Annotated in this window: 17 protein-coding genes; 5 read left to right on the top strand and 12 right to left on the bottom strand. The window is 58.8% G+C overall.

The window, feature by feature from the left end; all coding sequences use genetic code 11:
• Nucleotides 1-38 precede the first annotated feature (38 nt).
• The 3 genes from IH404_RS16155 to IH404_RS16145 all read right to left on the bottom strand — a co-directional run bounded on the left by IH404_RS16155 (nucleotide 39) and on the right by IH404_RS16145 (nucleotide 4,477).
• Nucleotides 39-2,276 (bottom strand): TonB-dependent siderophore receptor, encoded by a 2,238-nt coding sequence (locus IH404_RS16155; protein WP_194438436.1) that lies wholly within the window; start codon nucleotides 2,274-2,276, stop codon nucleotides 39-41.
• A gap of 127 nt (nucleotides 2,277-2,403) precedes the next feature.
• Nucleotides 2,404-4,146: a phosphoethanolamine transferase CptA gene (locus IH404_RS16150; protein WP_194438435.1), complete on the bottom strand. Its 1,743-nt coding sequence runs from the start codon at nucleotides 4,144-4,146 to the stop codon at nucleotides 2,404-2,406.
• Between the two features lie 154 nt (nucleotides 4,147-4,300).
• Nucleotides 4,301-4,477 (bottom strand): DUF6026 family protein, encoded by a 177-nt coding sequence (locus tag IH404_RS16145; RefSeq protein ID WP_157243918.1) that lies wholly within the window; start codon nucleotides 4,475-4,477, stop codon nucleotides 4,301-4,303.
• A gap of 259 nt (nucleotides 4,478-4,736) precedes the next feature.
• Here IH404_RS16145 and gnd point away from each other — a divergent pair, with 259 nt between their 5' ends.
• The 3 genes from gnd to IH404_RS16130 are packed head-to-tail and all read left to right on the top strand — an operon-like array spanning nucleotide 4,737 to nucleotide 8,061.
• Nucleotides 4,737-5,720 (top strand): phosphogluconate dehydrogenase (NAD(+)-dependent, decarboxylating), encoded by a 984-nt coding sequence (gnd, locus tag IH404_RS16140; RefSeq protein ID WP_005788672.1) that lies wholly within the window; start codon nucleotides 4,737-4,739, stop codon nucleotides 5,718-5,720.
• Nucleotides 5,717-7,240 carry a glucose-6-phosphate dehydrogenase gene (gene zwf, locus IH404_RS16135; RefSeq protein ID WP_005788671.1) on the top strand — a complete coding sequence of 508 codons (1,524 nt, stop codon included), beginning with the start codon at nucleotides 5,717-5,719 and terminating at the stop codon, nucleotides 7,238-7,240. The genes gnd and zwf overlap by 4 nt, the downstream gene beginning before the upstream one ends.
• Nucleotides 7,237-8,061 (top strand): HAD family hydrolase, encoded by an 825-nt coding sequence (locus tag IH404_RS16130; RefSeq protein WP_194438434.1) that lies wholly within the window; start codon nucleotides 7,237-7,239, stop codon nucleotides 8,059-8,061. The genes zwf and IH404_RS16130 overlap by 4 nt, the downstream gene beginning before the upstream one ends.
• Nucleotides 8,062-8,128: 67 nt before the next feature.
• Here IH404_RS16130 and IH404_RS16125 read toward each other — a convergent pair whose 3' ends face one another.
• Nucleotides 8,129-8,389 carry a hypothetical protein gene (locus IH404_RS16125; RefSeq protein WP_005788668.1) on the bottom strand — a complete coding sequence of 87 codons (261 nt, stop codon included), beginning with the start codon at nucleotides 8,387-8,389 and terminating at the stop codon, nucleotides 8,129-8,131.
• Nucleotides 8,390-8,732: 343 nt separating this feature from the next.
• Between IH404_RS16125 and IH404_RS16120 the strand changes: the two genes are divergently transcribed.
• Nucleotides 8,733-10,055, top strand: a complete 1,323-nt coding sequence (locus tag IH404_RS16120) for a sigma-54 dependent transcriptional regulator (protein WP_194438433.1) — start codon at nucleotides 8,733-8,735, stop codon at nucleotides 10,053-10,055.
• A 126-nt stretch (nucleotides 10,056-10,181) separates the two neighbouring features.
• Here the strand turns inward: IH404_RS16120 and IH404_RS16115 are convergent, their stop codons facing one another.
• The 7 genes from IH404_RS16115 to IH404_RS16085 form a co-directional block, all read right to left on the bottom strand.
• A complete protein-coding gene (locus IH404_RS16115) occupies nucleotides 10,182-11,489 on the bottom strand; it encodes an autotransporter outer membrane beta-barrel domain-containing protein (RefSeq protein ID WP_005788665.1) in 1,308 nt (435 codons plus the stop codon).
• Between the two features lie 49 nt (nucleotides 11,490-11,538).
• Complete coding sequence (locus IH404_RS16110) at nucleotides 11,539-12,282, bottom strand: hypothetical protein (protein WP_194438431.1); 744 nt, start codon at nucleotides 12,280-12,282, stop codon at nucleotides 11,539-11,541.
• A gap of 37 nt (nucleotides 12,283-12,319) precedes the next feature.
• On the bottom strand, nucleotides 12,320-13,000 hold the full coding sequence (locus tag IH404_RS16105; RefSeq protein WP_005788662.1) for a C39 family peptidase: 681 nt from the start codon (nucleotides 12,998-13,000) through the stop codon (nucleotides 12,320-12,322).
• Nucleotides 13,001-13,060: 60 nt separating this feature from the next.
• The gene (locus IH404_RS16100; protein ID WP_005788658.1) at nucleotides 13,061-13,798 is read right to left on the bottom strand and encodes a hypothetical protein; all 738 of its coding nucleotides are present in this window, start codon (nucleotides 13,796-13,798) and stop codon (nucleotides 13,061-13,063) included.
• A 69-nt stretch (nucleotides 13,799-13,867) separates the two neighbouring features.
• The gene (locus IH404_RS16095; protein WP_005788656.1) at nucleotides 13,868-14,416 is read right to left on the bottom strand and encodes a hypothetical protein; all 549 of its coding nucleotides are present in this window, start codon (nucleotides 14,414-14,416) and stop codon (nucleotides 13,868-13,870) included.
• Nucleotides 14,416-14,856, bottom strand: a complete 441-nt coding sequence (locus tag IH404_RS16090) for a hypothetical protein (RefSeq protein ID WP_005788654.1) — start codon at nucleotides 14,854-14,856, stop codon at nucleotides 14,416-14,418. Before IH404_RS16090 ends, IH404_RS16095 begins: the two co-directional genes overlap by 1 nt.
• A 299-nt stretch (nucleotides 14,857-15,155) precedes the next feature.
• Complete coding sequence (locus IH404_RS16085) at nucleotides 15,156-16,151, bottom strand: FecR family protein (RefSeq protein WP_194438429.1); 996 nt, start codon at nucleotides 16,149-16,151, stop codon at nucleotides 15,156-15,158.
• A gap of 148 nt (nucleotides 16,152-16,299) precedes the next feature.
• On the opposite strand from IH404_RS16085, the gene IH404_RS16080 reads away from it, so the two are divergent.
• Nucleotides 16,300-16,569: a PepSY domain-containing protein gene (locus IH404_RS16080; protein WP_122733108.1), complete on the top strand. Its 270-nt coding sequence runs from the start codon at nucleotides 16,300-16,302 to the stop codon at nucleotides 16,567-16,569.
• A 20-nt stretch (nucleotides 16,570-16,589) separates the two neighbouring features.
• Here the strand turns inward: IH404_RS16080 and IH404_RS16075 are convergent, their stop codons facing one another.
• Nucleotides 16,590-21,728 (bottom strand): DUF6543 domain-containing protein, encoded by a 5,139-nt coding sequence (locus IH404_RS16075; RefSeq protein WP_194438427.1) that lies wholly within the window; start codon nucleotides 21,726-21,728, stop codon nucleotides 16,590-16,592.
• Between the last annotated feature and the right edge of the window lie 3 nt (nucleotides 21,729-21,731).

Genomic DNA, 21,731 nt, shown 5'->3' with positions numbered 1-21,731 from the left:
TGCGAAGTTAACGATTTTGTTAACTTCGCAGGAGGCGACTACAGCTTCCAGTCCAATGCAAGCGTGATAGATCGCGGGTCACCCCAATACACACCATTATAAAAGCCGACACGTTCGTAATATTTTTTATCAAATAGATTGTTAACGTTAACCGAGGCGGAAACCTGTTCGTCGAACTGGTAGCGTGACATCAGGTTGACCACGGTGTAACCCTGTTGCGTGATCTTCGCCCGCGTGGTTATCGGCCGACCTTCGCTATTGCGTGCGCCTGTGGGCCGGTTACCGAAATCGTAGATTTCGCTTTGCCAGTTCACCGCGCCACCGACGGTGAGGTTGCGCCATGCGCCCGGCAGGCGATAGGCGCTGGAGACCTTCAACAGGTTCAAGGGCTGGCCGGTATTGGTACGTTTGTCTGAGCCGTTAAGCGAGTGGGTGTAGGTGTAGCCGGCGGTCAAGTTCCAGTCCGGCCGGATTTCGCCTGCGGCTTCCAATTCGAAGCCGTTGACCTTGTTACCCTTGCCGCCAGACTTGTAGTACTCCTCGCCAGTGACGGGGTTGGGAGGGACCGAGTCATCGCGCTCTGCAACATTGTCCTGGGTGCTCCAGAAATAGGCGGCTGCCAGGTTCAGGCGTTCATTGAGCAGGCTGCCCTTGAGCCCCACCTCATAGTTGCTGCCCACCACCGGTTCCAGGTACTTCTTGTTGATATCACGCCTGTCTTGCGGCTTGAAGATGTCGGTATAGCTTGCGTAAACGGTGTACTGCGGGGTGATGTCAAAGAGCAGCCCGGCGTAGGGTGTCCACATGTCGTTGTGGGTCTGGCGTGTTTTGCCGGCAGCCGTCAGTTGATCATTGTCGTTGTATTCAGGCGTGGCGCTTTCCAGCTCCCAACTGCCGTAGCGGCTACCCAGCACAGCGTGCAAGCGGTCTGTAAGGCTCAGTCGAGTGGCGAGGTAACCGGCTTTCTGCTGTTTTTTGCTGTGTTCGCCCTTGAGGTCGGTGACGGTGTCGGCGAACTTGCCGATATCGCCCATGTGCTTCCAATCCTCGATGGGGTAGTAGCTGGCAGGCAGGTCGTTACGCATAAAGGGCGACACGTCCCGCTGGGCGGCCTCGCCATAGCCCATCATCAAAGCGTGTTCGCGGCCCAGCAGGGTGTAGCTGCCGGCCAGGTTGACGTCGATGGCTTCCATTCGCGACGTACCGCGCATATGACTGGCCCAGGCCGTCATGCCGCTGCGGTCTGCATTGGGAAAACCGCTGCCGCCGTAGTAGACCTTGCCGTCGGTGTCACTCTGGCGATGGGTATAGGCAGCCTTCAAATGCCAGTCGCCGCCGAGCCGATGGTCGAGGGTGGCGAAGGTGGTCTTGTCAGTCAGCGGCCAGGAGCTCCAGTGCGCCGCCATATTGGTGGAGCGAGGCAACCTGGCCTTGCCGCCCTGGCTGTTCCAGTAGGGCACAGTGCCCCAGGAGGTGCCTTGTACCTGTTTGTCCTGGTAATCAAAACCTACAGCCAGCACCGTATCGTCTGAAAGGTCACCTTCGAGAATGCCGTAGCCAACTGCCCGCTGCAGCCCATAGTTATCGCGAAAGGATTTGCTGTCACGGTAGGCCAGGACGCTACGCCCGCGCAACTTACCGTCGAACGCCAAAGGCCCGCCTACGTCGATGTAGCTGTAGTAGTTGTCATGGCTGGCGCCACTCACACCGGTCTGTGCCTGCCATTGGGCAGTAGGACGCTTGCGCACCATGTTGACGGTGGCCGAAGGATCGCCCGCGCCAGTGGTCAGGCCCGTGGCGCCGCGTACCACTTCGATACGGTCGTAGATGATGGTGTCGGCGTCGGACTTCATGTAGCCGAATGTGTTGAGCATCCCATCAACCTGGAAGTTGTTGATGCCGTAACCGCGGGAGGAGTAGTAGACACGGTCCGAATCGTTATGTTGAACGTTGATGCCGGTAGTCTGGCGCAGCACTTCGGTCAAGGTGTTGAGGTTGAAGTCATCCATCTGCTGGCGTGTGATCACCGAGATCGATTGCGGGGTTTCCTTGATGGAAAGGTTCAGGCGGGTGGCGGTATTCATCGAACCGGTGGTGTAGGCACCGGTGTGCTCGGTGGTGGACCCAAGGCCGTCGGCGCTGATGGTGGTCGCGCCCAGCTCCAGGGCTTTGCTGGAGGCTTGTCCGGGGTCGATTTCAGCCAGCAGATCCGGGCTCAGCGTAAGACTGAACAGCCCGAAGGTGAAGGTCATGGAACGGGTAAAAGGCGCGAACATTGCGGCAGACTCCTTGTCGTCTTCTAACCCTCCCGGGGTGGGAGGGCATGGTTCAAAGACGAAAGGAGGTGTGGAACTTTAGGCTTAAACGAGAATGATTGTTATCTTTGTGTTGCCGGGCCCCTGATTACTTCGCCACCACTTCGGCGCCATCGGCCTTCTTCGGCTTGATCAGGCTGAAGTCGATCAGGGCCTTCTGCTTGGTTTCGTAAGGGTTGCCGATCAACAAGGGCCGAGGCTTGAAGCTGTCACTGACCAGGCTCTTGCTGTGGTCCAGTTCGTCAAAACTCAAGCCTGCCATGTCGGCCCAGGTGTGGATCAACTGCGAACTGCTGTAAGGCCGCTGCAGGTCGCCGGCGAAACTCCAGTCGTGGCTTTCGCGCCACTTCGGTGAGGCGTAGGCCATGAACGGGATGGTGTACATCGGTGCAGTCGGCTTGCCTTCGTTGCGGCCCAGGGTGCCGTGGCCGGCGGAGTCGAACACATCTTCGCCGTGGTCCGAGAGGTACAGCAAAAAGCCGTTGGGGTCGGTCTTGGCGTAGTCCTTGATCAGGCTGGAGACCACGAAGTCGTTGTACAGCACCGCGTTGTCGTAGCTGTTGTAAGTCGGCAACTGCGCGTCGCTCACGCCGGCCGGCACGCCCTGGCGGTCGGTGAACTTGTCGAACGTCGGCGGGTAACGGTACTGGTAGCTCATGTGAGTACCCAGCAGGTGCACCACGATGAACTTGCGCTCGGCGGTATCGGCCAGGGCCTTGGAAAACGGCGCCAGCACATCGCCGTCGTACTGGCGGGCGTTCTGGTTGCGGTTGTTGTTCAGGTACACCTGCTCGTCGGCCTGTTCGGAAAAGGTCGTGAGCATGGTGTTGCGCTTGGTCATGGTCTGCTGGTTGGTGATCCAGAAGGTCTTGTAGCCGGCCTGTTTCATCACGCTGACAATCGACGGCGTCTTGAGGTACAGGTCCGGGTTTTCTTCGTCGGCAAAGGTCAGCACCTGTTGCAGCGCTTCAATGGTATAGGGGCGCGGGGTGATGACGTTATCGAACACGGCCAACTGGTCGCGCAGCTTGTCCAGTTCCGGCGTGGTGTTGCGCGGATAACCGTACAGGCTCATGCGATGGCGGTTGGTGGACTCGCCGATTACCAGTACCAGTGTGGACGGTTGGCCGGCCATGCTGTCCTTGAGGTTTTTCAGCGGCGGGATCTGGCTGGCGCTGTTGAGCATGCCCTGCATATTGTCCAGCTGTTCGGTGTAGCGACGGTAGGCGACGATCATCTGCCAAGGCACGGCAGGCTCGATACGGGTTTCGAAACGATCAATGGCCAATTCCATGGTTTCGCTGGTGGCGATTTGCTTGACCAGCGGGTAGCCCACAACCGCCAGGACAATGGCGATGGCCGCCACGATCGACTGGCCGCGAGGCAGGTACACCGGGCGCAGGCGGGTCCAGAGGAAGATGGCGAAGGCGGTGTGGGCTATGAACGCCAGCACGATCCACCAGGCAAAATATTGGGTCGCGTATTCGCCCGCTTCGGAGATGTTCGACTCGAACATGATGAAGATGACGCTCTGGGAGAACTCCTGCTGGTAAATGAAGAAGTAACCTAGGCTGGCCATGGAACAGGCCCACAACACCACACCGATCAAGGCGGCAAGCACGCGTGTCCTGCGCGGGAACAGCAGCATCGGCGCCAGCCACAGTGCACTCATGAAGAATGCCTGGCGGAAACCACTGAAGCCGGACGTGCCGGTCAGTTGGATAAGAAGCTGGGTAATACCCGAGAAATACCAGAAAAACAGGAATAGCCAACCAAGGCCGGCCCAATCAAAGCCTTTCGCAGTCGTCGTGCTGCGTTTGAACATCGCCATCCAGCGCCCCATCAGTCAATGATCGTCGCGCAGAGTCGCGCGACATCGGGCCGCTCAGAACGTGAGCGGCATCGCGGGCGGGAGTATCAGGATAAGTGTGTGAAAACTTTGTGAGTTTTCCGTAGGTATTGCCTTACAAACTGACCAGGTGCGTTCAGCAGAGCGCCGGCTTGGCCTGGGATGGCAGTTCGAGCTGGGCTTGAAGGTGTGAACGCAGACGCAGGACTTCCTGTTGCAACTGATCGCGCTCGTCCTTCAACTGGCGCAATTCATCGCGGCGGATGCTGACGTAGAGGGTCTGTGGCGGGCGGGTCATCTGTGCTGTGCTCATTGCTTACCTCGCAAATAGCCGGTAGATCGCGCTGCTCAAACAGGGTTTGGGCAACAGTCGGAAGCAAGTTTGAATTCTTTTTTGCAGCAAGGGAACTTTTTTATTTTTGGCGGTCGTGTGACTTTTCAGGCGGTGATGGTGAAACGATGGCAACTTTTTTGTCATGAAACTACACGGATCTGCTCTGGACTAACCCTCATTAGCCTCATTGCGCTATAAACTATGTCACACATTTTTTAGAAGTTAGGAGCATCAGCACATGCAACTGGGGATTATCGGACTAGGCCGCATGGGCGGTAACATTGCGCGGCGCCTGATGCTCAATGGGCATACCACCGTTGTATACGACCGTAACGAAGCCTTCGTCAAAGCCTTGAGCGAGGAGGGCGCCGCTGGCGTCGCCGACTTGAATGCCCTGGTGGCTGGCCTGCAAAAGCCCCGTGCGGTCTGGGTAATGTTGCCGGCGGGCGCGCCCACCGAAGACACTATCAATGCCTTGAGCGAGTTGCTCGAAGACGGCGATGTGATCATCGACGGCGGCAATACCAACTACAAGGATGACGTACGTCGCGGCAAGGCCCTGGCTGAAAAGGGCCTGCACTACGTTGACGTCGGCACTTCCGGCGGCGTCTGGGGCCTGGAGCGTGGCTATTGCATGATGATCGGCGGCGACGTCGAGACCGTGCAGCGTCTGGACCCGATCTTCAAGAGCCTGGCCCCTGGCCTAGGCAATATCCCGCGCACCAAGGACCGTTCGGCCGCAGCCGACCCACGCGCCGAGCACGGTTATATCCATGCAGGCCCGGCGGGTTCCGGTCATTTCGTCAAGATGATCCACAACGGCATTGAATACGGAATGATGCAGGCGTTCGCCGAAGGTTTTGACATCCTCAAGACCAAGAACTCGGAAAACCTGCCGGAGGATCAGCGCTTTGACCTCAACGTTGCCGATATCGCCGAAGTCTGGCGCCGTGGCAGCGTGGTGTCGTCGTGGCTGCTGGACTTGACCGCCGACGCCCTGGCCACCGACCCGAAACTCGATGGTTACTCCGGTTCCGTAGCGGACAGCGGCGAAGGCCGTTGGACCATCGAAGCGGCGATGGAACAAGCGGTGCCGGTACCGGTGCTGTCGACATCGCTGTTTGCGCGTTTCCGCTCCCGCCAGCAGAGCACCTACGGCGACAAAATGCTGTCTGCCATGCGCTTCGGCTTTGGCGGCCATGTGGAGACTTCCAAAAAATGACCGCCAACGGCAAGAAACCCAAGGCCGAACCCGCTCCACCTACCACGTTGTTTCTGTTTGGCGCCCATGGCGACCTGGTCAAGCGCCTGCTCATGCCGGCGCTGTACAACCTGAGCCGCGACGGGTTGCTGGGCGATGGCCTGCGTATTGTCGGCGTTGATCACAACGCCATCAGCGACGCAGACTTCGCCAAGAAGCTTGAGGATTTCATTCGCACCGAAGCCGCCAGCAAGGTCCGGGGCAATGCTGAACATGCCCTGGACCCTGCGCTGTGGGCGCAACTGGCCAAGGGCATCAGCTATGTCGAGGGCGACTTCCTTGACGACGGCACTTACGCGGATATTGCGCAGAAGATCGCCGACAGCGGCACCGGCAACGCCGTGTTCTACCTCGCCACTGCGCCGCGCTTCTTCAGTGAAGTGGTGCAGCGCCTGGGCAGTGCCGGTTTGTTGAATGAAACGGACGATGGCTTTCGGCGCGTGGTTATCGAGAAGCCGTTCGGCTCCGACCTGGCCACCGCCGAGGCGCTGAACGCATGCCTGCTCAAGGTGATGAGCGAGAAGCAGATCTACCGCATCGACCATTACCTGGGCAAGGAGACGGTGCAGAACATTCTGGTCAGCCGCTTCTCCAACGTGCTGTTCGAAGCGTTCTGGAACAACCACTACATCGATCACGTGCAAATCACCGCGGCTGAAACCGTCGGCGTTGAAACCCGAGGTAACTTTTTCGAAAAAACCGGCACACTGCGTGACATGGTGCCCAACCATCTGTTCCAGCTGCTGGCGATGGTCGCCATGGAGCCGCCGGCAGCCTTCGGCGCCGATGCGGTGCGCGGTGAGAAAGCCAAGGTGGTCGGTGCAATTCGCCCCTGGTCGCTGGAAGATGCGCGGGCCAATTCCGTGCGCGGCCAGTACACCGCCGGCGAAATCGCTGGCAAGCCATTGCCCGGTTATCGCGAAGAAGCCAACGTCGCACCCGACAGCAGCACCGAGACCTTCGTTGCGCTCAAAGTGATGATTGATAACTGGCGTTGGGTCGGTGTGCCGTTTTACTTGCGAACCGGCAAGCGCATGAGCATCCGCGACACCGAGATCGTGATTTGCTTCAAGCAGGCGCCTTATGCGCAATTTCGCGATACCGAAGTCGATGAGCTCAAGCCCACTTACTTGAAAATCCAGATCCAGCCGAACGAAGGCATGTGGTTCGACCTGCTGGCCAAGAAGCCTGGGCCGACTCTGGAGATGGCCAATATCGAGTTGGGTTTTGACTACAAGGACTTCTTCGAGATGCAGCCCTCGACAGGTTACGAAACCCTGATCTACGACTGTTTGACCGGCGATCAGACGTTGTTCCAGCGTGCCGACAACATCGAGAACGGTTGGCGCGCCGTGCAGCCGTTCCTGGATGCCTGGAAGGAAGACGACGGTATCCAGGCCTACAAGGCTGGCGAAGATGGCCCGGTGGCAGCGGATGCGTTACTCGCTCGTGACGGCCGCACCTGGCACAGCCTCGGATGAGTGACGTAACGATTCATCCCATCCGCTTTGTCCTCAGTGATGTAGACGGGACGCTGTTGCACCCCGACCACAGCCTCAGTCAGCGCACCGCCGACGCTATTGCTGCGATGCGTGAAGCCGGGGTGCTGTTCAGCCTGGCCAGCGGGCGTCCGCCCAAGGCCATGCTGCATTTGATCGAGACGTTTGGCATCGATGTGCCGGTGGCCGGCTTCAACGGCGGCACGCTGGTCAACCCGGATGGCAGCATCCTGGTGGCTCACCATTTGCCGGCAGAAGCGGCACTGGTCACGCTGGCGCTGTTTTCTGCCGAGCCGGATGTAGAAGTGTGGGTGTTTGCCGACGGCGATTGGCTGCGCCGCGACCCGCCAGGGCCAATGGTGCAGCGCGAAGCTGATGGCCTGGGCTATGGCCCGGTGGTCGTGGAGAGCTTCGAGCCCTACCTGGACCGGGTCGACAAGATTGTCGCGGCCAGTAACAACACGCAGTTGCTGGTGGAGTTGGAAGCGCAGTTGCAGCCCAAGGTACAAGGTTTGGCTCAGGTATCGCGTTCACAGCCGGTGTACCTGGACGTGACCGCAATGCTGGCTAACAAAGGCGAAGCCTTGAAAACCCTGGCTGAGCACCTTGGCGTGCCGCTGAACCAGACCGCCGCCATCGGCGACGGCGGCAACGATCCGGCGATGTTTCACGTGGCTGGATTGTCGATTGCCATGGGCCAGGCCGAAGAAACCGTCAAGCGCCAGGCCAATGTGGTGACCAGCAGCAACGTCGAGGACGGGGCTGCCGAGGCGTTCGAACGGTTTATTCTCGCGGCACGCTAAGTACTTGAAGTGTTATCGCACAACTTCCAGCCGATGTTTGACGTTGGCTGGAAGTTGTCGCATTGAATTACTTCGGCATTGCCCAGGACTGTAACTGGTAGCCATCTTTGTCGAGCTCGGCGCGAGCCTGCAACAACAGGTCTTCAAGTTGAGCCGGGTCGGTATAGGCAGTCGACGACAGCTGTTTGCTGCCGATACGGGTGTTGGTACGGTCGATGACGCTCAGGCTGAGGGCGCCATTGCCATCGTGCCAGGCCACGCACTGAAAGGGTTGGAAGGCACGGTCTGCAATCAAAAGAGCTTCGTTGATGCGCAGCGGAGCGTTCATTTGGGTCTTCTCTCTGTATGCCCATTCAAGTGAGTACCGGCGGTTGGGCTGACCGTGCGGTGGGTTACTTGTACTGATGCACGATGGTGGGGTGCGGGTCACATGCTAGAGCAAGAAATTTTAACTTTCCCTGATTGACGTCATGTAAGAGGCTGTTTTGAAAGCTGATAGAAAGTTTCGGCCGTGGCAAACTTTTCCCCCCGATTAAACACACATGGCTTTTTGCCCGCACTTATAGCGAAATAGTACAAGGTGAGCGTCAAGATCTTGCTAGGGTTAGCGCCAAGCGCCCCAAATCCTTGTTTCTAAATAACTTTAATAATCTTGGCGCCAAGGAATCGTCATGGTTGTGACACCTGTTCAACGCCGCTTGCTGGTAGTCGACCCCTGTGATGACTGTCACAGGCTACTACCCGGCTTGCGCACTGCCGGCTGGGAAGTGGACAGCTGTGCATTGCAGGCGGTGGGGGATCGTTCTTGCGATGTGGGCCTGCTGCGCTTGCAGCCCTGCCATCTGGAACGCCCCGAGGCGGTCAAGGAGTTGATTGGCCGCAGCGGTACCGAGTGGATCGCCGTGCTCAGTCCTGAAGTCCTGCGTTTGCAGAATGTCGCAGATTTTGTCTGCGAGTGGTTCTTCGATTTTCATACCTTGCCGTTCGATGTGGCTCGGGTCCAGGTGACCATTGGGCGTGCGTTTGGCATGGCGCGACTGCGGGGCAAGGGCGTCGTGCCGGTAGATGAACCCCACGAGTTGTTAGGCGACAGCCGCCCGATTCGTGAACTGCGCAAATTGTTGTCGAAGTTGGCGCCCACCGAATCGCCGGTACTCATTCGTGGCGACAGCGGCACCGGCAAAGAGCTGGTCGCCAAGACCCTTCATCGACAATCCCAGCGCCACGCCAAGCCGTTTGTGGCGATTAACTGTGGGGCGATCCCTGAACATCTGATCCAGTCGGAACTGTTCGGCCATGAAAAGGGCGCCTTTACCGGCGCACATCAGCGCAAGGTCGGACGGATTGAGGCGGCCCACGGTGGCACGTTGTTTCTGGATGAAATCGGCGATTTGCCGATGGAGCTGCAAGCCAACCTGTTGCGCTTTCTTCAGGAAAAACATATCGAGCGCGTCGGCGGCAGCCAACCCATCTCGGTGGATGTACGCGTGCTGGCAGCCACCCATGTGGATCTTGAAGCCGCGGTGGAGAAGGGCGCCTTTCGCGAAGACCTGTATTACCGCCTCAATGTCTTGCAAGTAGTCACGGCCCCTTTGCGCGAGCGCCATGGTGACGTGGCGATGCTGGCCAATCATTTTTCGCGTTTCTACAGCCAGGAAACCGGCCGACGCCCGCGCAGTTTCAGCGAAGAGGCATTGGTGGCGATGGGGCAACACCCGTGGCCGGGCAACGTGCGTGAGCTGGCCAACCGTGTGCGCCGCGGTCTGGTGCTGGCCGAAGGGCGCCAGATCGAAGCCGTGGACCTGGGGCTGCAAGGCCAGCAGGTACTTTCGCCGCCGATCGCGACACTGGAAGACTACAAGCACCGCGCCGAACGCCAGGCGTTGTGCGATGTGCTCAATCGGCACAGCGATAATTTCAGTGTTGCAGCCCGTGTGCTGGGGATTTCCCGGCCGACGTTCTACCGGCTGCTGCACAAGCACCAGATCCGCTAGGTTGGGTCAACCCCCCATGCTGTTCTGTAGGAGCGAGCTTGCTCGCGATAAACGTCAACGATAACGCGTGTTTCCTGAATAAACGCGGCGTCCATGGGTTTTCGCGAGCAAGCTCGCTCCTACAAATCAGAAGTAGTACGGGAATTTCAGGCTGAACGTAAAGTCCGGCGCGTCATCGGTCATCCCGATCGCCAGGTTCGGCACAATGGTCAGGTTATCCGACGCGGCAATCGTCATGCCTACGTTGAAATAACCCGCGTTTGCATCGCTGGACACCACCGATTGCCAGTCGCCGCCGTCCGGCTTGAGCTTGCTCTTGCGCTGCACCAGATCGGAAACCGAGAACGACATGCTCATCTTCTCGTTCAAGGCGAACGCCACACCGACACCGAACTGGAAGCTGTCGCCCAGGCGTACTTTGCCCCCCACCTTCTGGTTGACTTCACTGCTGATGTCATCGAACGAGTCTTCGAAGTTGTGGGTATACGACAGCGAACCGAACAGCACCGCCGGGTCGAAGGTCTTGACCAGGGAAATGCCGGGTGTAACCGACCAGACCCCGTTGCCCGTAGGCAGGCTTTCCGGCAAGTAGAGGTTGTCGTTGTTGGGTTGCCTGACGAGCTTGATGCCGAACGGCTCTTTACCCGTGGGCGCCTTGACGCGCACAGACACTACCGCATCCGGCAAGGTCGGCGTTTCGTCGAGGAACTTATAGGCCACGCCAAAGTTGACGTCACCGATGGTAGGGTCGCGGGTCACCGAGGCTTCCGAGGTGGCGGTGGCATCGTTGCCGGCACCGCCGGACTGGTAGGTCGAATCGCGGTACACCACGGGGACGTTCAGATCGAACTGCCAGCGGTTGTCGACGTTGTAGCGCCCGGTAAGGTCCAGGGTCCAACTGTCGGACTTGATCCGGTCCAGGTTGATATTGCCCAGAAAGATCGAGTCCAGCGCCAGGAAGCCATTGAGGGTCAATTGGCGTGCATCGTAACGGGCATAGGTGATGCCGGTTTCCACGCTGAACTTGCCATTGCCGAAAAAGCCGCTGGCCTCGTTGTACAGGTTGCTCACACTTTGCGCAGGGGCCGAGTCGTCCTTGAGGGATTGGCCGTAGGAGCTGCCGCCACCGCCTGCACCACCTGACGCTGCGGCTGCACCCGTACCCGTGGCGGCGACAGCGTTAGCGCCTTGCTTGAAGTCGGCAGGTGATTTGGCCAAGCGCTTGGGGGCGGGCGCTGCGGGTTGATCCTCTACCTGACGCACGCGTTGCTCCAGCACGGCCAAGGCTTTTTGCTGCACGTCATAGCGTTGCTTGAGTTCCAGCAGTTCCTTTTTCAGGGTTTCGATATCGGCGTCTGGCGCGGCATACAGCACGGATGCGGGCAAGAGCGTACTTAAACAAATCACCGCGCGTAGCGATAACGATCGATGCATGAAATAAGCCGTCCTGTTCTAATGCGAAAGTGTCGAGGGTCAGCGTAGTTCAATAACCGAGCGTGCGTAGGCCTTTGAGTTGATCCAAATTGCAGTTCAACGCGCCGTTGTTCAAGCCGTTATTGTTCATCACGACGTTGAGTTGGGTGATGTTTCTGACAAGGTTGCTGTTGCCGGTCAGCACTGTACCCTGCAGCACATTGCCGCCGCCGATCTGCTGCAGGCTGTTGCCCTGGTTGTGGTTGGCCTGGATCGCCATTTGTACACCGCCGTTGTTGGCCGAAACGCTGACGCGGCCCGCCGCGCTGTCGCCGGTTACGGTGCCGCCGGCCATCAGCACTTGCCCCGTTTGCAGGTTACTGGCGGGGGCGACACCATTCTCGATGCTGATGCCCACATCGTTGTAGGCGGTGTTGCCATCGCCTGCGGTGCGCACGCTTTGGGTTACGCCCTGGCCGCTGCCGAGGCCGGCGCCACCGACCACATTACCGGTGCCGGTGTTTGGCAGGCTGCCGTTACCCGTGGAACCGGTGGTTTGCACATAGAATTGCGGAGTAACGGTGGTCTTGTCGATCTGCATGTTGGCCGTGCCGGTAATGCGGTCACCGACGGCGTTGGTCCAGGTGCTGCTCATGACAATGCCGAAGCTGATGATGCGCCCCGGCATTACGTAACGGCCACGCAAGTCGGCCATCTCCGCGTCCTTGAGTTCGATCGGTTTGAAAGCCGATGAAGCATAGGCGGGCATAGAGGCTGCCAGACACAAGACCGTCAGCCAACGGAAAGTGTTCATCTGCTGCTCCTGGGGCGTCCTGCCCCTTATTGCGCTTCTAGAAGAAGTCGCTCTGGATAAAACCGAAATCCATCAACTCGGCATCGCCCACGGGCCGGAACTCGTTCAACTGGTTCTTGGCCGTCAGCGGAGTGGGCGGGTCGAGCAAGACGTTGGCCTTGTCGTAACCTTCGCCCAGCACGGCAAACACAATGCCATTCCAGCCTTTGACAAAGTCGTCACGGGAATAGCGCTTGTGCCCCAGCACGGGATCGCCGATATACACCCAGTCCTTGTCGGCCCGCTGCATCACCACGAAGTGCTTGTAGCCACGAATTTCCAGCAGCACCACCACGGGAATCTTCACCGTCACCAGGGTATCGGCTGCGATCTTGTAGCCGCGGGCACGCATACCGATGCTTTCGAGGTAGCGCTTCATGTCCAGCATGGAAAAGCCTTGGGTGCGCACCAGGTCCTGGTCGGCGGTTACCAGCATCCCTTTGATGATGTGGTCTTCGTCGACGTCCAGCCAATAGGCCTGGCGCAGGATGGTCGCGAGTGCCGCGGCACCGCAGCTGAAATCGGTTTTCTGTTCCACCAGGTTGGCGAACCGGCGCTCACGGATGCTCTCGACCTTCTTGAAGATCACCGCACCGCCGGGCATGGCGGAAATCGCCATGGTGCCTGCCCAGGTCGTGCCGGTGAGCAACATCAAGAGGGTGAGGGTCGCGATACGCATGATCGAATGACCTGTTGGGCACTGAAATAAAAAGGGCCTTGTTGCCAAGGCCCCGTTGGATCAGAAGCGCACGCCGCTGCTGCACACAGTGCAACCCTGGCCGATCGACAGGCTGTTGCTGCCCTGGTTGCCCGCACCGGATTGCAGGTTGACGCCTACGTTGCCGGAATTGCGGTTGACCGAGTTGTCGAGGCTGGAATTGTTCGACACGTATTGAGCTTTGCCACCATAGCCGTGGCTGCTGGCGGCGGTGTTGAGGAAGTTGTTGGCAAGCGAGTTTTGTTCGGTATTGGCTGCCGCCGCGATATTTTTCCCGTCAGCGGTCACGATAGCCAGGTTGTTTTTACCTTGGTTGCCTTGACCGGACTGGCCGTTGTAACCGACGTTGCCGGAGTTACCGTTAACAGCATTATCCAGGGAGGAGTTGTTTTGCGTGCCTTTGTTGATGAAGCTGTTCAGCCCGCTGTTTTGATTCACGTCGACCACGCCGAACACGGTCGCTGCATCGCCTTTGGCGCTGGAGATGGCGGCAGAGTTGTCGGCCTGGTTGCCACTGCCAGACTGCACGTTGACCCCGACGTTACCGCTGTTGCCGTTGACGGAGTCATCGGCAGACGCGTTGTTTTCGGTTTTGGTGTCGTTGAATTTATTGCCTGCGCTGTTTTGTACATCCGTGACGACAGCAGCAATTACGCCCGTTGGCTGAGGCGCAGGGTGCCAGCCACCCGCTTGAGCAGCTGCTGCCATGAGTGCGGCGAGAGCGAAAACCAGAGGTTTCAGAGCCATTTGAGGTTTCATGGTGTTTCTCCTTGCTTCTAATTAGTTGGGTTAAGTGTTGGTACGGTCTAACTAACGTCTACCAAGCGGTTACTTGATAGTGATGCCCAGGGTGTTAGCCACTCGGTTCCCCACCCCGGCACTCTGGTTCACCTGAATCACTCCTCGGCTGCCGGTGAAGGCCTGGTCGCTGGTCGCGACCTGGCGGCTGCCAGTGGTGGAGGTGAGCCCTGAGTCGGTCAACTGCGTCGTGTTCTGTTGCAACAGGACGCTGTCATCGATGCTTTGCGGGCCAGGGTTGAGGCTGATCCGCACCGCGTTGATTGATTGGTTATTGGCCCCGGCCGACTGGTTAACGCCCAGCACGCCGTTGCCATTGATAAATGAAGCGCCCTGAATCGCCACCTTGGCACTCAAGGACGGGTCGACGTTGCCGTCGAGCCGCTGGATATTCACATTGCTGGCCCGGCCATCGAGCGCGATTGCGCGGCTGTTGGACATCTGTTGCTGGTTGCCGGCTGCCTGGTTGATCGACAGCACACCTTCGTACTGTTGGCCGCTGTTGTTGATAACGGCGGTGTTGTCTGCCATTGCCGAGGCGCTGCCCAGCAGGGCGATGGTCAACAGGATGCGCTTCATCATTTGCCCCCCAGCATGTTGCCCAGGTTGTTCAAGGGCGCCATGCCGCGCTGGATCGAACCATTGATCTGCCCAGCCATGCTGCTGCCCGCGCCATGGCCGGCGGCTGCGCCGGCGCCCTGGGTCGACAGGCTGTTTTGCGTGGCGCTCAGGCCAGACAGGTTGCCGTTAGGCTGGATGGATCGCGCAAGGCCCGAACCGCTGCGGATGCCGCCAATGTCCCGATCACTGAGTTCGCCGGAGGTGGCACTGATGATTTCTTTGCTGGGGTTGGCGTTGGCAGTGGTGGGGTATGGATCGGGGAGGGAGGTGCGCCCGTACATGTGACCCTGCACGGTTCGCCCTGTCACGATAACGCCATCGCCCGCATGGCTGATGCCGGCGCTGAGCACGCAGCTGATCAGCAGTACGGTTATCGAGGCGTGTGTGAGTGTGATCACGGCGGCAGTCCTTGTTCTGAACGCTGACCCTAAACAGCGTTATCAGGGAAAGAGCAGAACCCGTGCCGCTTTTCGTTTGCGTTTGAAACTCAATAGGTTGCGATTTTTCTGCGCGCATCGCCGATAGCAGTGTTTCAAGCATGAAACAGTCGCTGGGCGGCGCGATATGCCCGGCCACACTCGTCAACTGTGTCAGCGATGAAACAGTCTCGATGACAGGGGCATGAATCCGCAGCCGCTGGGCGATTCAGCGTACCGAGGTGTTTCAAAAGTGGACACTGAAGTAAAAAAAACGCGCCTCAACCCTTGGGCGTTTTACCCGGGATGGAGTTGAGTACGGGATTGCCATCCTGGTTGCGGGTCAGGTAGACCGGCAGGACCTTGGGCAGGGAAGGGATGAGGTTGTTGACCTCGCTGAGGTTATAGATGCCACCAATGCGAATGCTCCCGGTGCCAGCATCCGCCAGCATCACTGGCTTGTTCAGGTATCGGTTGATCAGCGGCAACGCATCGGCCAATGCAAGGTTATCAAGCACCAGCTTGCCCGTACGCCAGGCAAGCGCAGGGTCATTGGGTTTGATCGCGGCGACTTGCGGTGTGGCGTCGCCGCGGTGGTAGGTGGCCTGCATCCCCGGCGTCAACGGCACGCTGCCATGCACCGCGTCGCTGGTGATCTGCACCGAGCCTTCCAGCAACATTACCCGCACCTGGTCTTCATACTTCCACACATTGAACTGGGTGCCCGTCACCCGAACCCGGCCTTCGCCAGCCTGCACGATAAACGGGTGCTCGCTGTCATGGGTGACGTTGAAAAACGCTTCGCCCTTGGCCAACTTCACCTGGCGACGATCCTTGTAGTGGCTGTAGACCAGCTCGGTGCCCAGGTTCAACTCCACCTCACTGCCGTCACCGAGGGTAACTTTGCGCAGCCCGTTGGTGGCGTCAAACCGCTCATACGAGCTTGGCAACCAACCGGCTTCCCAGCCCGTGAAGGCGGCCAGCGGCAGAGCAGCAAGGCAAATGGCGGCTGCCACCGCATAAGAGCGCCAGCGTTTGCGAGGCTTGAGCGGCACCACAAGCGGTGCAGGCGCATTGCGGGGCAAATGATCGGCCACGTCCCAGATTTCCAACATCGCGGCATACTCGAAGGCGTGCAGCGGGTGGGCATCGTGCCAATGTTCGAAGGCCTGACGTTCAGCCGCCGTGCAGTCGCTGGCATGCACACGCATACACCAATGCGCAGCGGCGTCGGTGATGGCGTCGTATTCGGCTTCTGAAAGGGACTTTTCGCTCATTTACTCATCCTGATTTCCCGCATTCTACCCCTCCGAGCCTTACGGCGAGAACAGCATCATGGCGATTGCATATCAATTGGAACTTATTCTTGTTTAAACGCGCCTAAAAAATCAGGAAACACACTGTCATCCACCAAGGAGTACGAACATGTTGAAGAAAACCTTAGCCGCCCTGTGTGCAACCACCGCGCTGTTGAGCGCCGGCGCTGCGCTGGCAGACAAGCCGGGTGCGGGCTGGATTCCGATTGAAAAAGCTATTGAAGTGGCGAAGACCAAGGCTGGGTATGTCGAAGTTTATGCCGCCGAAGCCGACGACAACGGCTACTGGGAAGTCAAAGGCCGTAAATCCGACGGCGTGGTGTATGAAGCACGAATCGACGGCGCCTCGGGCAATGTCCTGCGTGACCAGAAAGATTGATTCACGTGTTGGGGGCCTGCTCAGGCCCCCTCATCCAGCATGCGCCCCAGATGCGTAACCAGGTAACTGACCGAGTCGGCGTTGGATAGAATGACGTCGATGCGCTTGTCGACATTGCTCATGAAGATTTGTCGGGCCTCATTCAGGGTCTTGGCGCCGGTGATGCTCAGGACTCTGCGTTTGAGGGCGTTAGTGGTAGTGAAAAAACCGTAATCCTCCCAGGTATTGGATATGTCATCCCATGCCTTGAATAGCATGTTTGCCGGCGTCAACGTCGACAGCCCGGTTGTTTGCAAATCATCCTGACGCGTCTTCACCGCCTGAGCACCCGGCTTTGCCGTGTCGATCAGGTCGCGGAAGGGTTCTATGCTCCGCAGGTAGGCAATGTCTTCTGTCTTGAACCTCAGGTGCGTCAGCTCATGGATCAGAGTAGAGGCTCTGGCATGGGCGAACATGTCAAAAGGTTCACTCAGAATGGTGGCGTATTCAGCCAGGTTCGGGTGGAAGAACCTTTCGAACAAGTACACTTTTCGTTCGCTGTCATCGAGAAGCACCATCGCGTACTCATTGGTGGGATCGTTCACGCTTTCACCGCTGACAAGGCGCATTGATTCAGGGCCGATCAAGGTGGGGTCGCTTAACTCATCCAGTATTCCATCGATGATGTCCTCGATTTTCTTTACCTGGGCCGGGTTCAGATTGAGAGTGCCGAACAGGTCGCACAAGAACAGGCCTACTCGGCTATCAGGCTTGAGCAGCTCTGCAAAGTGCTGGATGTTGCGCTTGCAGTTGACGGCGTAGTAAGTCGATACGTTGAAGGCTTCGTTGATGACTTGGGCTTTCCAGCTCGACACTGCGGCGATTGCCCTTATACCCAGCGCTTCAATATTGATGTCGCGTCTTTCGGCCCGTCGCACTTTTTGCCGCGTCCAGGCCTGGCCGAAGCGGGGCGTGTGTATGCTCAGGTCCACTACCCATTTGCCATCAGCATTGCGACCAACGTAGGGGCCCTGCTGAGCGTCGTTGTCCAGGCGCCAGTGCGCCTTGGTTTTCTTCACCGGATACACCTTGCCTGCCAGCGGCACGTAACTCTTGGCGCTCGCCTTATCCTTGTAGACATGGGTGGAGGTGTCCAGCTCAAGGTCCTTAAGGGCGATGTCGTAGCCCTCCAAGCGCTGCAACTGCGTTCGGGAAGTGGCGGTGACGTCCCGCAGGCCCGGGGTAGTGGCGGTGGGCAGGCCGCCTTCCGGCAGGTCGACCAGGTCAGCGTCATCAGGCGGTGGGGTTTCGCTGCCATCAAGCTCGCTGTACAGGGCGGCCATTTGCACCACTGCCAGGCTAAAGTCCTTCATCGCGGCTTTCCACTGGTGCAGTTGCAGCGCTTCAGCCGAGCGCTTGACCAACTTGTAGCTGCGCCAGACCACAAGTGGATAGGCGAGTTTGCCCGCCATGAAGTGCACTGCCGTGGGTATGCCCTTGCCGAACACGCCCACCACTTTATCCCAAAGCAGCTTGGAACCTTTTTCGAACTGGCAGGCGAGCATTTTCAGCAGGATCAGCGTGTTCTCACTGAATAAATAGTGCAGCAGGTTGCCGGTCACGGCAGATGAGGCCAGGCTCATATCCGAAGAGCGATGAAGGTTGTTTTGCAGCAAGCTGCGGTAAACGGCCTGGTGCGGATCTTCCAGGTGCTGGATGACCCAGTCCTGCAGTTCCCCTGGTCGCTCCACTTCATCCAGCAGCGCTTGCTCGTTGTCATATTGCTTGAGCACGTGGTTTTCACTGTAGGGCGCATAGAGCACTACCGGACCGGGCTCTTTACTTCCAGGGCTGATCAGGTACATGCCCAATACCTTGGCGGCAGTAGCGCCTGCAGTCGCCACCAGCTCCACGGGCCGGATCAGCGTCGATACGTCCTTCAACGCCGCACGTGCCAGGCCGTCAGGCATGTCGAACACCTGCTGGACCAAGCCCAAGGCCTTGTTTGACAGGCGTTCTTGCAGATGTTGTTCGTGGGCGTATTGCAACACCTGCCATGGCAGTTGCCGACAGAACAGGCGCCGGCGTTTGCGTGCAGCTTCCGTGCGGGTGTCCATCTCGGTTTGCAATCGCTTTTGGTACACCGATTTCAAGTCCAGTTGCCGCACCAGTTGAACCAGCGCATTGGCGTCCAGGGTGTCCGGCAGCGGTGTGGCGGTGCGCGAGCGGGGGCGGGTAGTCTGGTTGTCCAGGTTCGGCCAGTGACGCAAGGCAAAATCGGTCAGGCTGTAGTCATGGATGTCGAGGGCCTGGTGCACGGGAATCAGCACATCATCGGGGCTGATGGTCTGCTTGGGAAAGCGCGCCTTGAGCAATTTCGACAGGGCGTCAAGGGTGTGCTCGCCAATGGTGGGAATGCCTTGCAGGTAGTCTTCCTCTTCCGGGGCGCTGTTGTGGTATTGCTCAAGCAGTTCGGCATGGAAGATCTGCTCGTTGGCGGGCGCCATTGCCAGCCAAACGGGCAGGGCCTGCTGGGTGACCATGGCATCGGCCAGCGCCTGGGCTCGGGCAAGGTTGGTGGGCGCCGGGATCTGCAGGATCTCATCCAGGCGGTCCTGCAGGGCGCGCGCCGGCAAGTCCATGGCCAGCAGTTGGTCCACCGAGTCCATGACGTAATCGCCGTAGGTTTTCAGGCGATTGTCCAGCAGGTTTTCGTCTATACGTTGCAGCGCAGCCAGGCGATACGCCTGATGAGGCACGCGCTGGGACAATGACAGATTTTCCAGTAGCGACAGTCGTTTGATCGGATGCGCCACGCGCTGGGTTAGCGCCTCGCGCAGGGCCGAGACCGACGCAAAAACCTCATGACCACGCCGGGGCGTCCATAGGATCGCCTGGCCCGAATTCTTGGGGTCAAGGCCGCCACGTTCGGTCAGTACAAACAGATTGGCCAGCGGCAGCAGCGCGTCGGACGTACCCTTGTGCAATGCCAGCGCATAAGCATCCGGCAGAAACCCGTTGATCCCATGTCGGGTCAGGCGCGCCAGGCTGTCAGTTTGCAGGACTGCATCAAGAATGGCATGGCTGCGTGGCGTCAGCGTTTTACCCAGCAGCCGCAGTTCAGCCTCGCTGCGCAGGCCCAACAACATCGAGTGCGCGTGCTTATCGCGGATGTTATTCAGGAACAGGCGCGGGAGTTCACGCATCTCGTGGCCGGCAAACACCTTCAAGACCCGTTCGATCATGTTGTTGAAGGTTTTGAGGGGCATGTTATTGAGCTTCAGGGCGACACCCTGGTTGCGTTCTGTGTAAAACCCAGTTCTGGAAGACACCGGGAGCGGCTTGCTCTCCTGGCCGAGGCGCTCGATGAAATGTTCAACCATGCTCAGCGAAGACACAGGCGCGCGCTCCTCACGCTGCTCGGCGCGGGACGCGTAAGTGTTGACGTAAACCTCGTCGGCCTTGAGGTCCAGTCGTTGGGTTTGCAGTTCCGTGTTCAGGGCCAGGGTGGCCACGCTGCGCAGTGTAGGGTGCTTAAGGCGCTCGATCTGCAATCCTTCTTCGGCAGCACGCAGGCGTTGCAGGTGCAGCTTGGCGCGCTCGGCTTGCACCGTGGAGGGACGGCCATTGCCGCTGCTGACGGGATGTATTGTCCAGCGCCCATCGGTGTCCAGGTCGGCCAGGCGACTGTCTAGCATGGTGCGGATGTCCAGGGCGTAATCGAGCAATGCTTCCAGGTCCACCTGGCCGGCGCTGCTGCGATAGAGGCTCAGGGCATGGTTCATATTACTGGTCTGCTTGGCGGCGATGTCTTCGATCATGTCGGTGAACACGTGCCCGGTGACGGGGTGTGCGGCAACATTGATCTGGTCCAGGCCGATAAAGGTGTTGCGCTCGTCCAGAGACAGGAAATTGAGCAGTTCATCTTCGTGCCCGGCGGCGGTGAGCATGGTCAATAGCGTGTCTTTGAGATCATCCAGATCTTTAAGTACCTGCAAGCCACGGGATTGGGTGTAAAGGTAGGCATGGCTGTCATGCAGCATCAGGGTACTGGCCAGTTCCACGTAGTGCTGGTACGGCGCATAGATGCGTACTGTTTCCACGCTCAGTTCGGCGGCGTAGGTGCTGCGAGCGCCCTGGTCGCTGAGAAACAGGGCCTGGAGCATATGGCTTTCGTCAGCACTGAGGATGCCGCTCTGGCGCTTGAGCAGCACATCGAGGCGGAATTTGTCAGCCAGGATTTGCGCGAACAGGTCAAGGCGTGAGGTGCCGCTGTCGATGTCTTCGTTCCAGTAGGTCTGCAGCAGGCTGTCGAGCAATTTGGACAGCGTACCGGAGGTTTGTTCGATGAGCGTGTCCCAATACTCGCGGTCTTGTTGCAACTGGGGCTGGGTGAAGTGGCTGGTGACGTGCTTGGGGTTGATGAATTCGCGAGTTTGCCCCAAGGGCCAGGCATGGTTGACATAGAACTGCAATAACGCATCACGTAACGACAGGGAGTCGATCCAGCGTCGATCGGCATCCGTCGGGCTTTGGAGAAAGCAGTTCACTTGCGTTTGCCGCTGATCCAGACCGGGGAAATGAGGGTGCGCCATGATGCCGAGCAATGTGTCGAGCATGGCGGACAAGGTCGGGGTCTTCTGCAAGTGCTCAAGCATTGCTTGCACGTTGGCCTGTTGGCAGGCCTGCAGGGTTTGTTCCTGGTCTTCCATGACCGCACCCAGGACCGGCAAAGTGGTCAGTGTCAGAACGCTACCCGCCGGCAGGCTGTTGCGCTGTGCAATTGACAGGAAGCTGAGCAATTGCACGCGCTGTACCGAATCAGCCAACGCCTGACTGACCTCGGCAAGCAGCGAGGCATGGCTGTCAAACACCTGGATACCGCCATAAGGCGTGTACAGCAGAGCCTTGGCACCGTCGGGCGTGGAACTCATCGAAAACGCGCCGGCGAGTGGGATCGCAGCCTGCCCTGCCACATTGATCAATAGCTTTTCTACACGCATGGGCGGGCTTTGCAGGCGGGTATCCTGACGGCTGGCGTCGCTGGCGTAATACACGCCGTGCAGCCATTCCAGATCCTTGACGGTGAACCCCAGGGCGCGTTCGCGCTTGCTCAATGTCGAGCGATTGACGGGTAGCAGGAACTCGTCGAAAAAATAGGGCGGGGTGACACGGGTCATCGC

This window comes from Pseudomonas sp. OST1909 (genome assembly GCF_015277575.1).
Classification (GTDB): Bacteria; Pseudomonadota; Gammaproteobacteria; order Pseudomonadales; family Pseudomonadaceae; genus Aquipseudomonas; species Aquipseudomonas synxantha_A.
The sequence above is the reverse complement of the archived record's forward strand: the minus strand, read 5'-3'. Positions and strand labels throughout refer to the sequence as shown.

What these genes read in the sequence shown, in the direction of transcription:
- IH404_RS16150 (WP_194438435.1), bottom strand. Translation starts at nt 4,146, where the DNA reads ATGGCGATGTTCAAACGCAGCACGACGACTGCGAAAGGCTTTGATTGG.
- IH404_RS16085 (WP_194438429.1), bottom strand. Translation starts at nt 16,151, where the DNA reads ATGAGCGAAAAGTCCCTTTCAGAAGCCGAATACGACGCCATCACCGAC.
- IH404_RS16100 (WP_005788658.1), bottom strand. Translation starts at nt 13,798, where the DNA reads ATGAAACCTCAAATGGCTCTGAAACCTCTGGTTTTCGCTCTCGCCGCA.
- gnd (WP_005788672.1), top strand. Translation starts at nt 4,737, where the DNA reads ATGCAACTGGGGATTATCGGACTAGGCCGCATGGGCGGTAACATTGCG.
- IH404_RS16110 (WP_194438431.1), bottom strand. Translation starts at nt 12,282, where the DNA reads ATGAACACTTTCCGTTGGCTGACGGTCTTGTGTCTGGCAGCCTCTATG.
- IH404_RS16115 (WP_005788665.1), bottom strand. Translation starts at nt 11,489, where the DNA reads ATGCATCGATCGTTATCGCTACGCGCGGTGATTTGTTTAAGTACGCTC.
- IH404_RS16125 (WP_005788668.1), bottom strand. Translation starts at nt 8,389, where the DNA reads ATGAACGCTCCGCTGCGCATCAACGAAGCTCTTTTGATTGCAGACCGT.
- IH404_RS16080 (WP_122733108.1), top strand. Translation starts at nt 16,300, where the DNA reads ATGTTGAAGAAAACCTTAGCCGCCCTGTGTGCAACCACCGCGCTGTTG.
- IH404_RS16155 (WP_194438436.1), bottom strand. Translation starts at nt 2,276, where the DNA reads ATGTTCGCGCCTTTTACCCGTTCCATGACCTTCACCTTCGGGCTGTTC.
- zwf (WP_005788671.1), top strand. Translation starts at nt 5,717, where the DNA reads ATGACCGCCAACGGCAAGAAACCCAAGGCCGAACCCGCTCCACCTACC.
- IH404_RS16130 (WP_194438434.1), top strand. Translation starts at nt 7,237, where the DNA reads ATGAGTGACGTAACGATTCATCCCATCCGCTTTGTCCTCAGTGATGTA.
- IH404_RS16120 (WP_194438433.1), top strand. Translation starts at nt 8,733, where the DNA reads ATGGTTGTGACACCTGTTCAACGCCGCTTGCTGGTAGTCGACCCCTGT.
- IH404_RS16075 (WP_194438427.1), bottom strand. Translation starts at nt 21,728, where the DNA reads ATGACCCGTGTCACCCCGCCCTATTTTTTCGACGAGTTCCTGCTACCC.
- IH404_RS16145 (WP_157243918.1), bottom strand. Translation starts at nt 4,477, where the DNA reads ATGAGCACAGCACAGATGACCCGCCCGCCACAGACCCTCTACGTCAGC.
- IH404_RS16095 (WP_005788656.1), bottom strand. Translation starts at nt 14,416, where the DNA reads ATGAAGCGCATCCTGTTGACCATCGCCCTGCTGGGCAGCGCCTCGGCA.
- IH404_RS16105 (WP_005788662.1), bottom strand. Translation starts at nt 13,000, where the DNA reads ATGCGTATCGCGACCCTCACCCTCTTGATGTTGCTCACCGGCACGACC.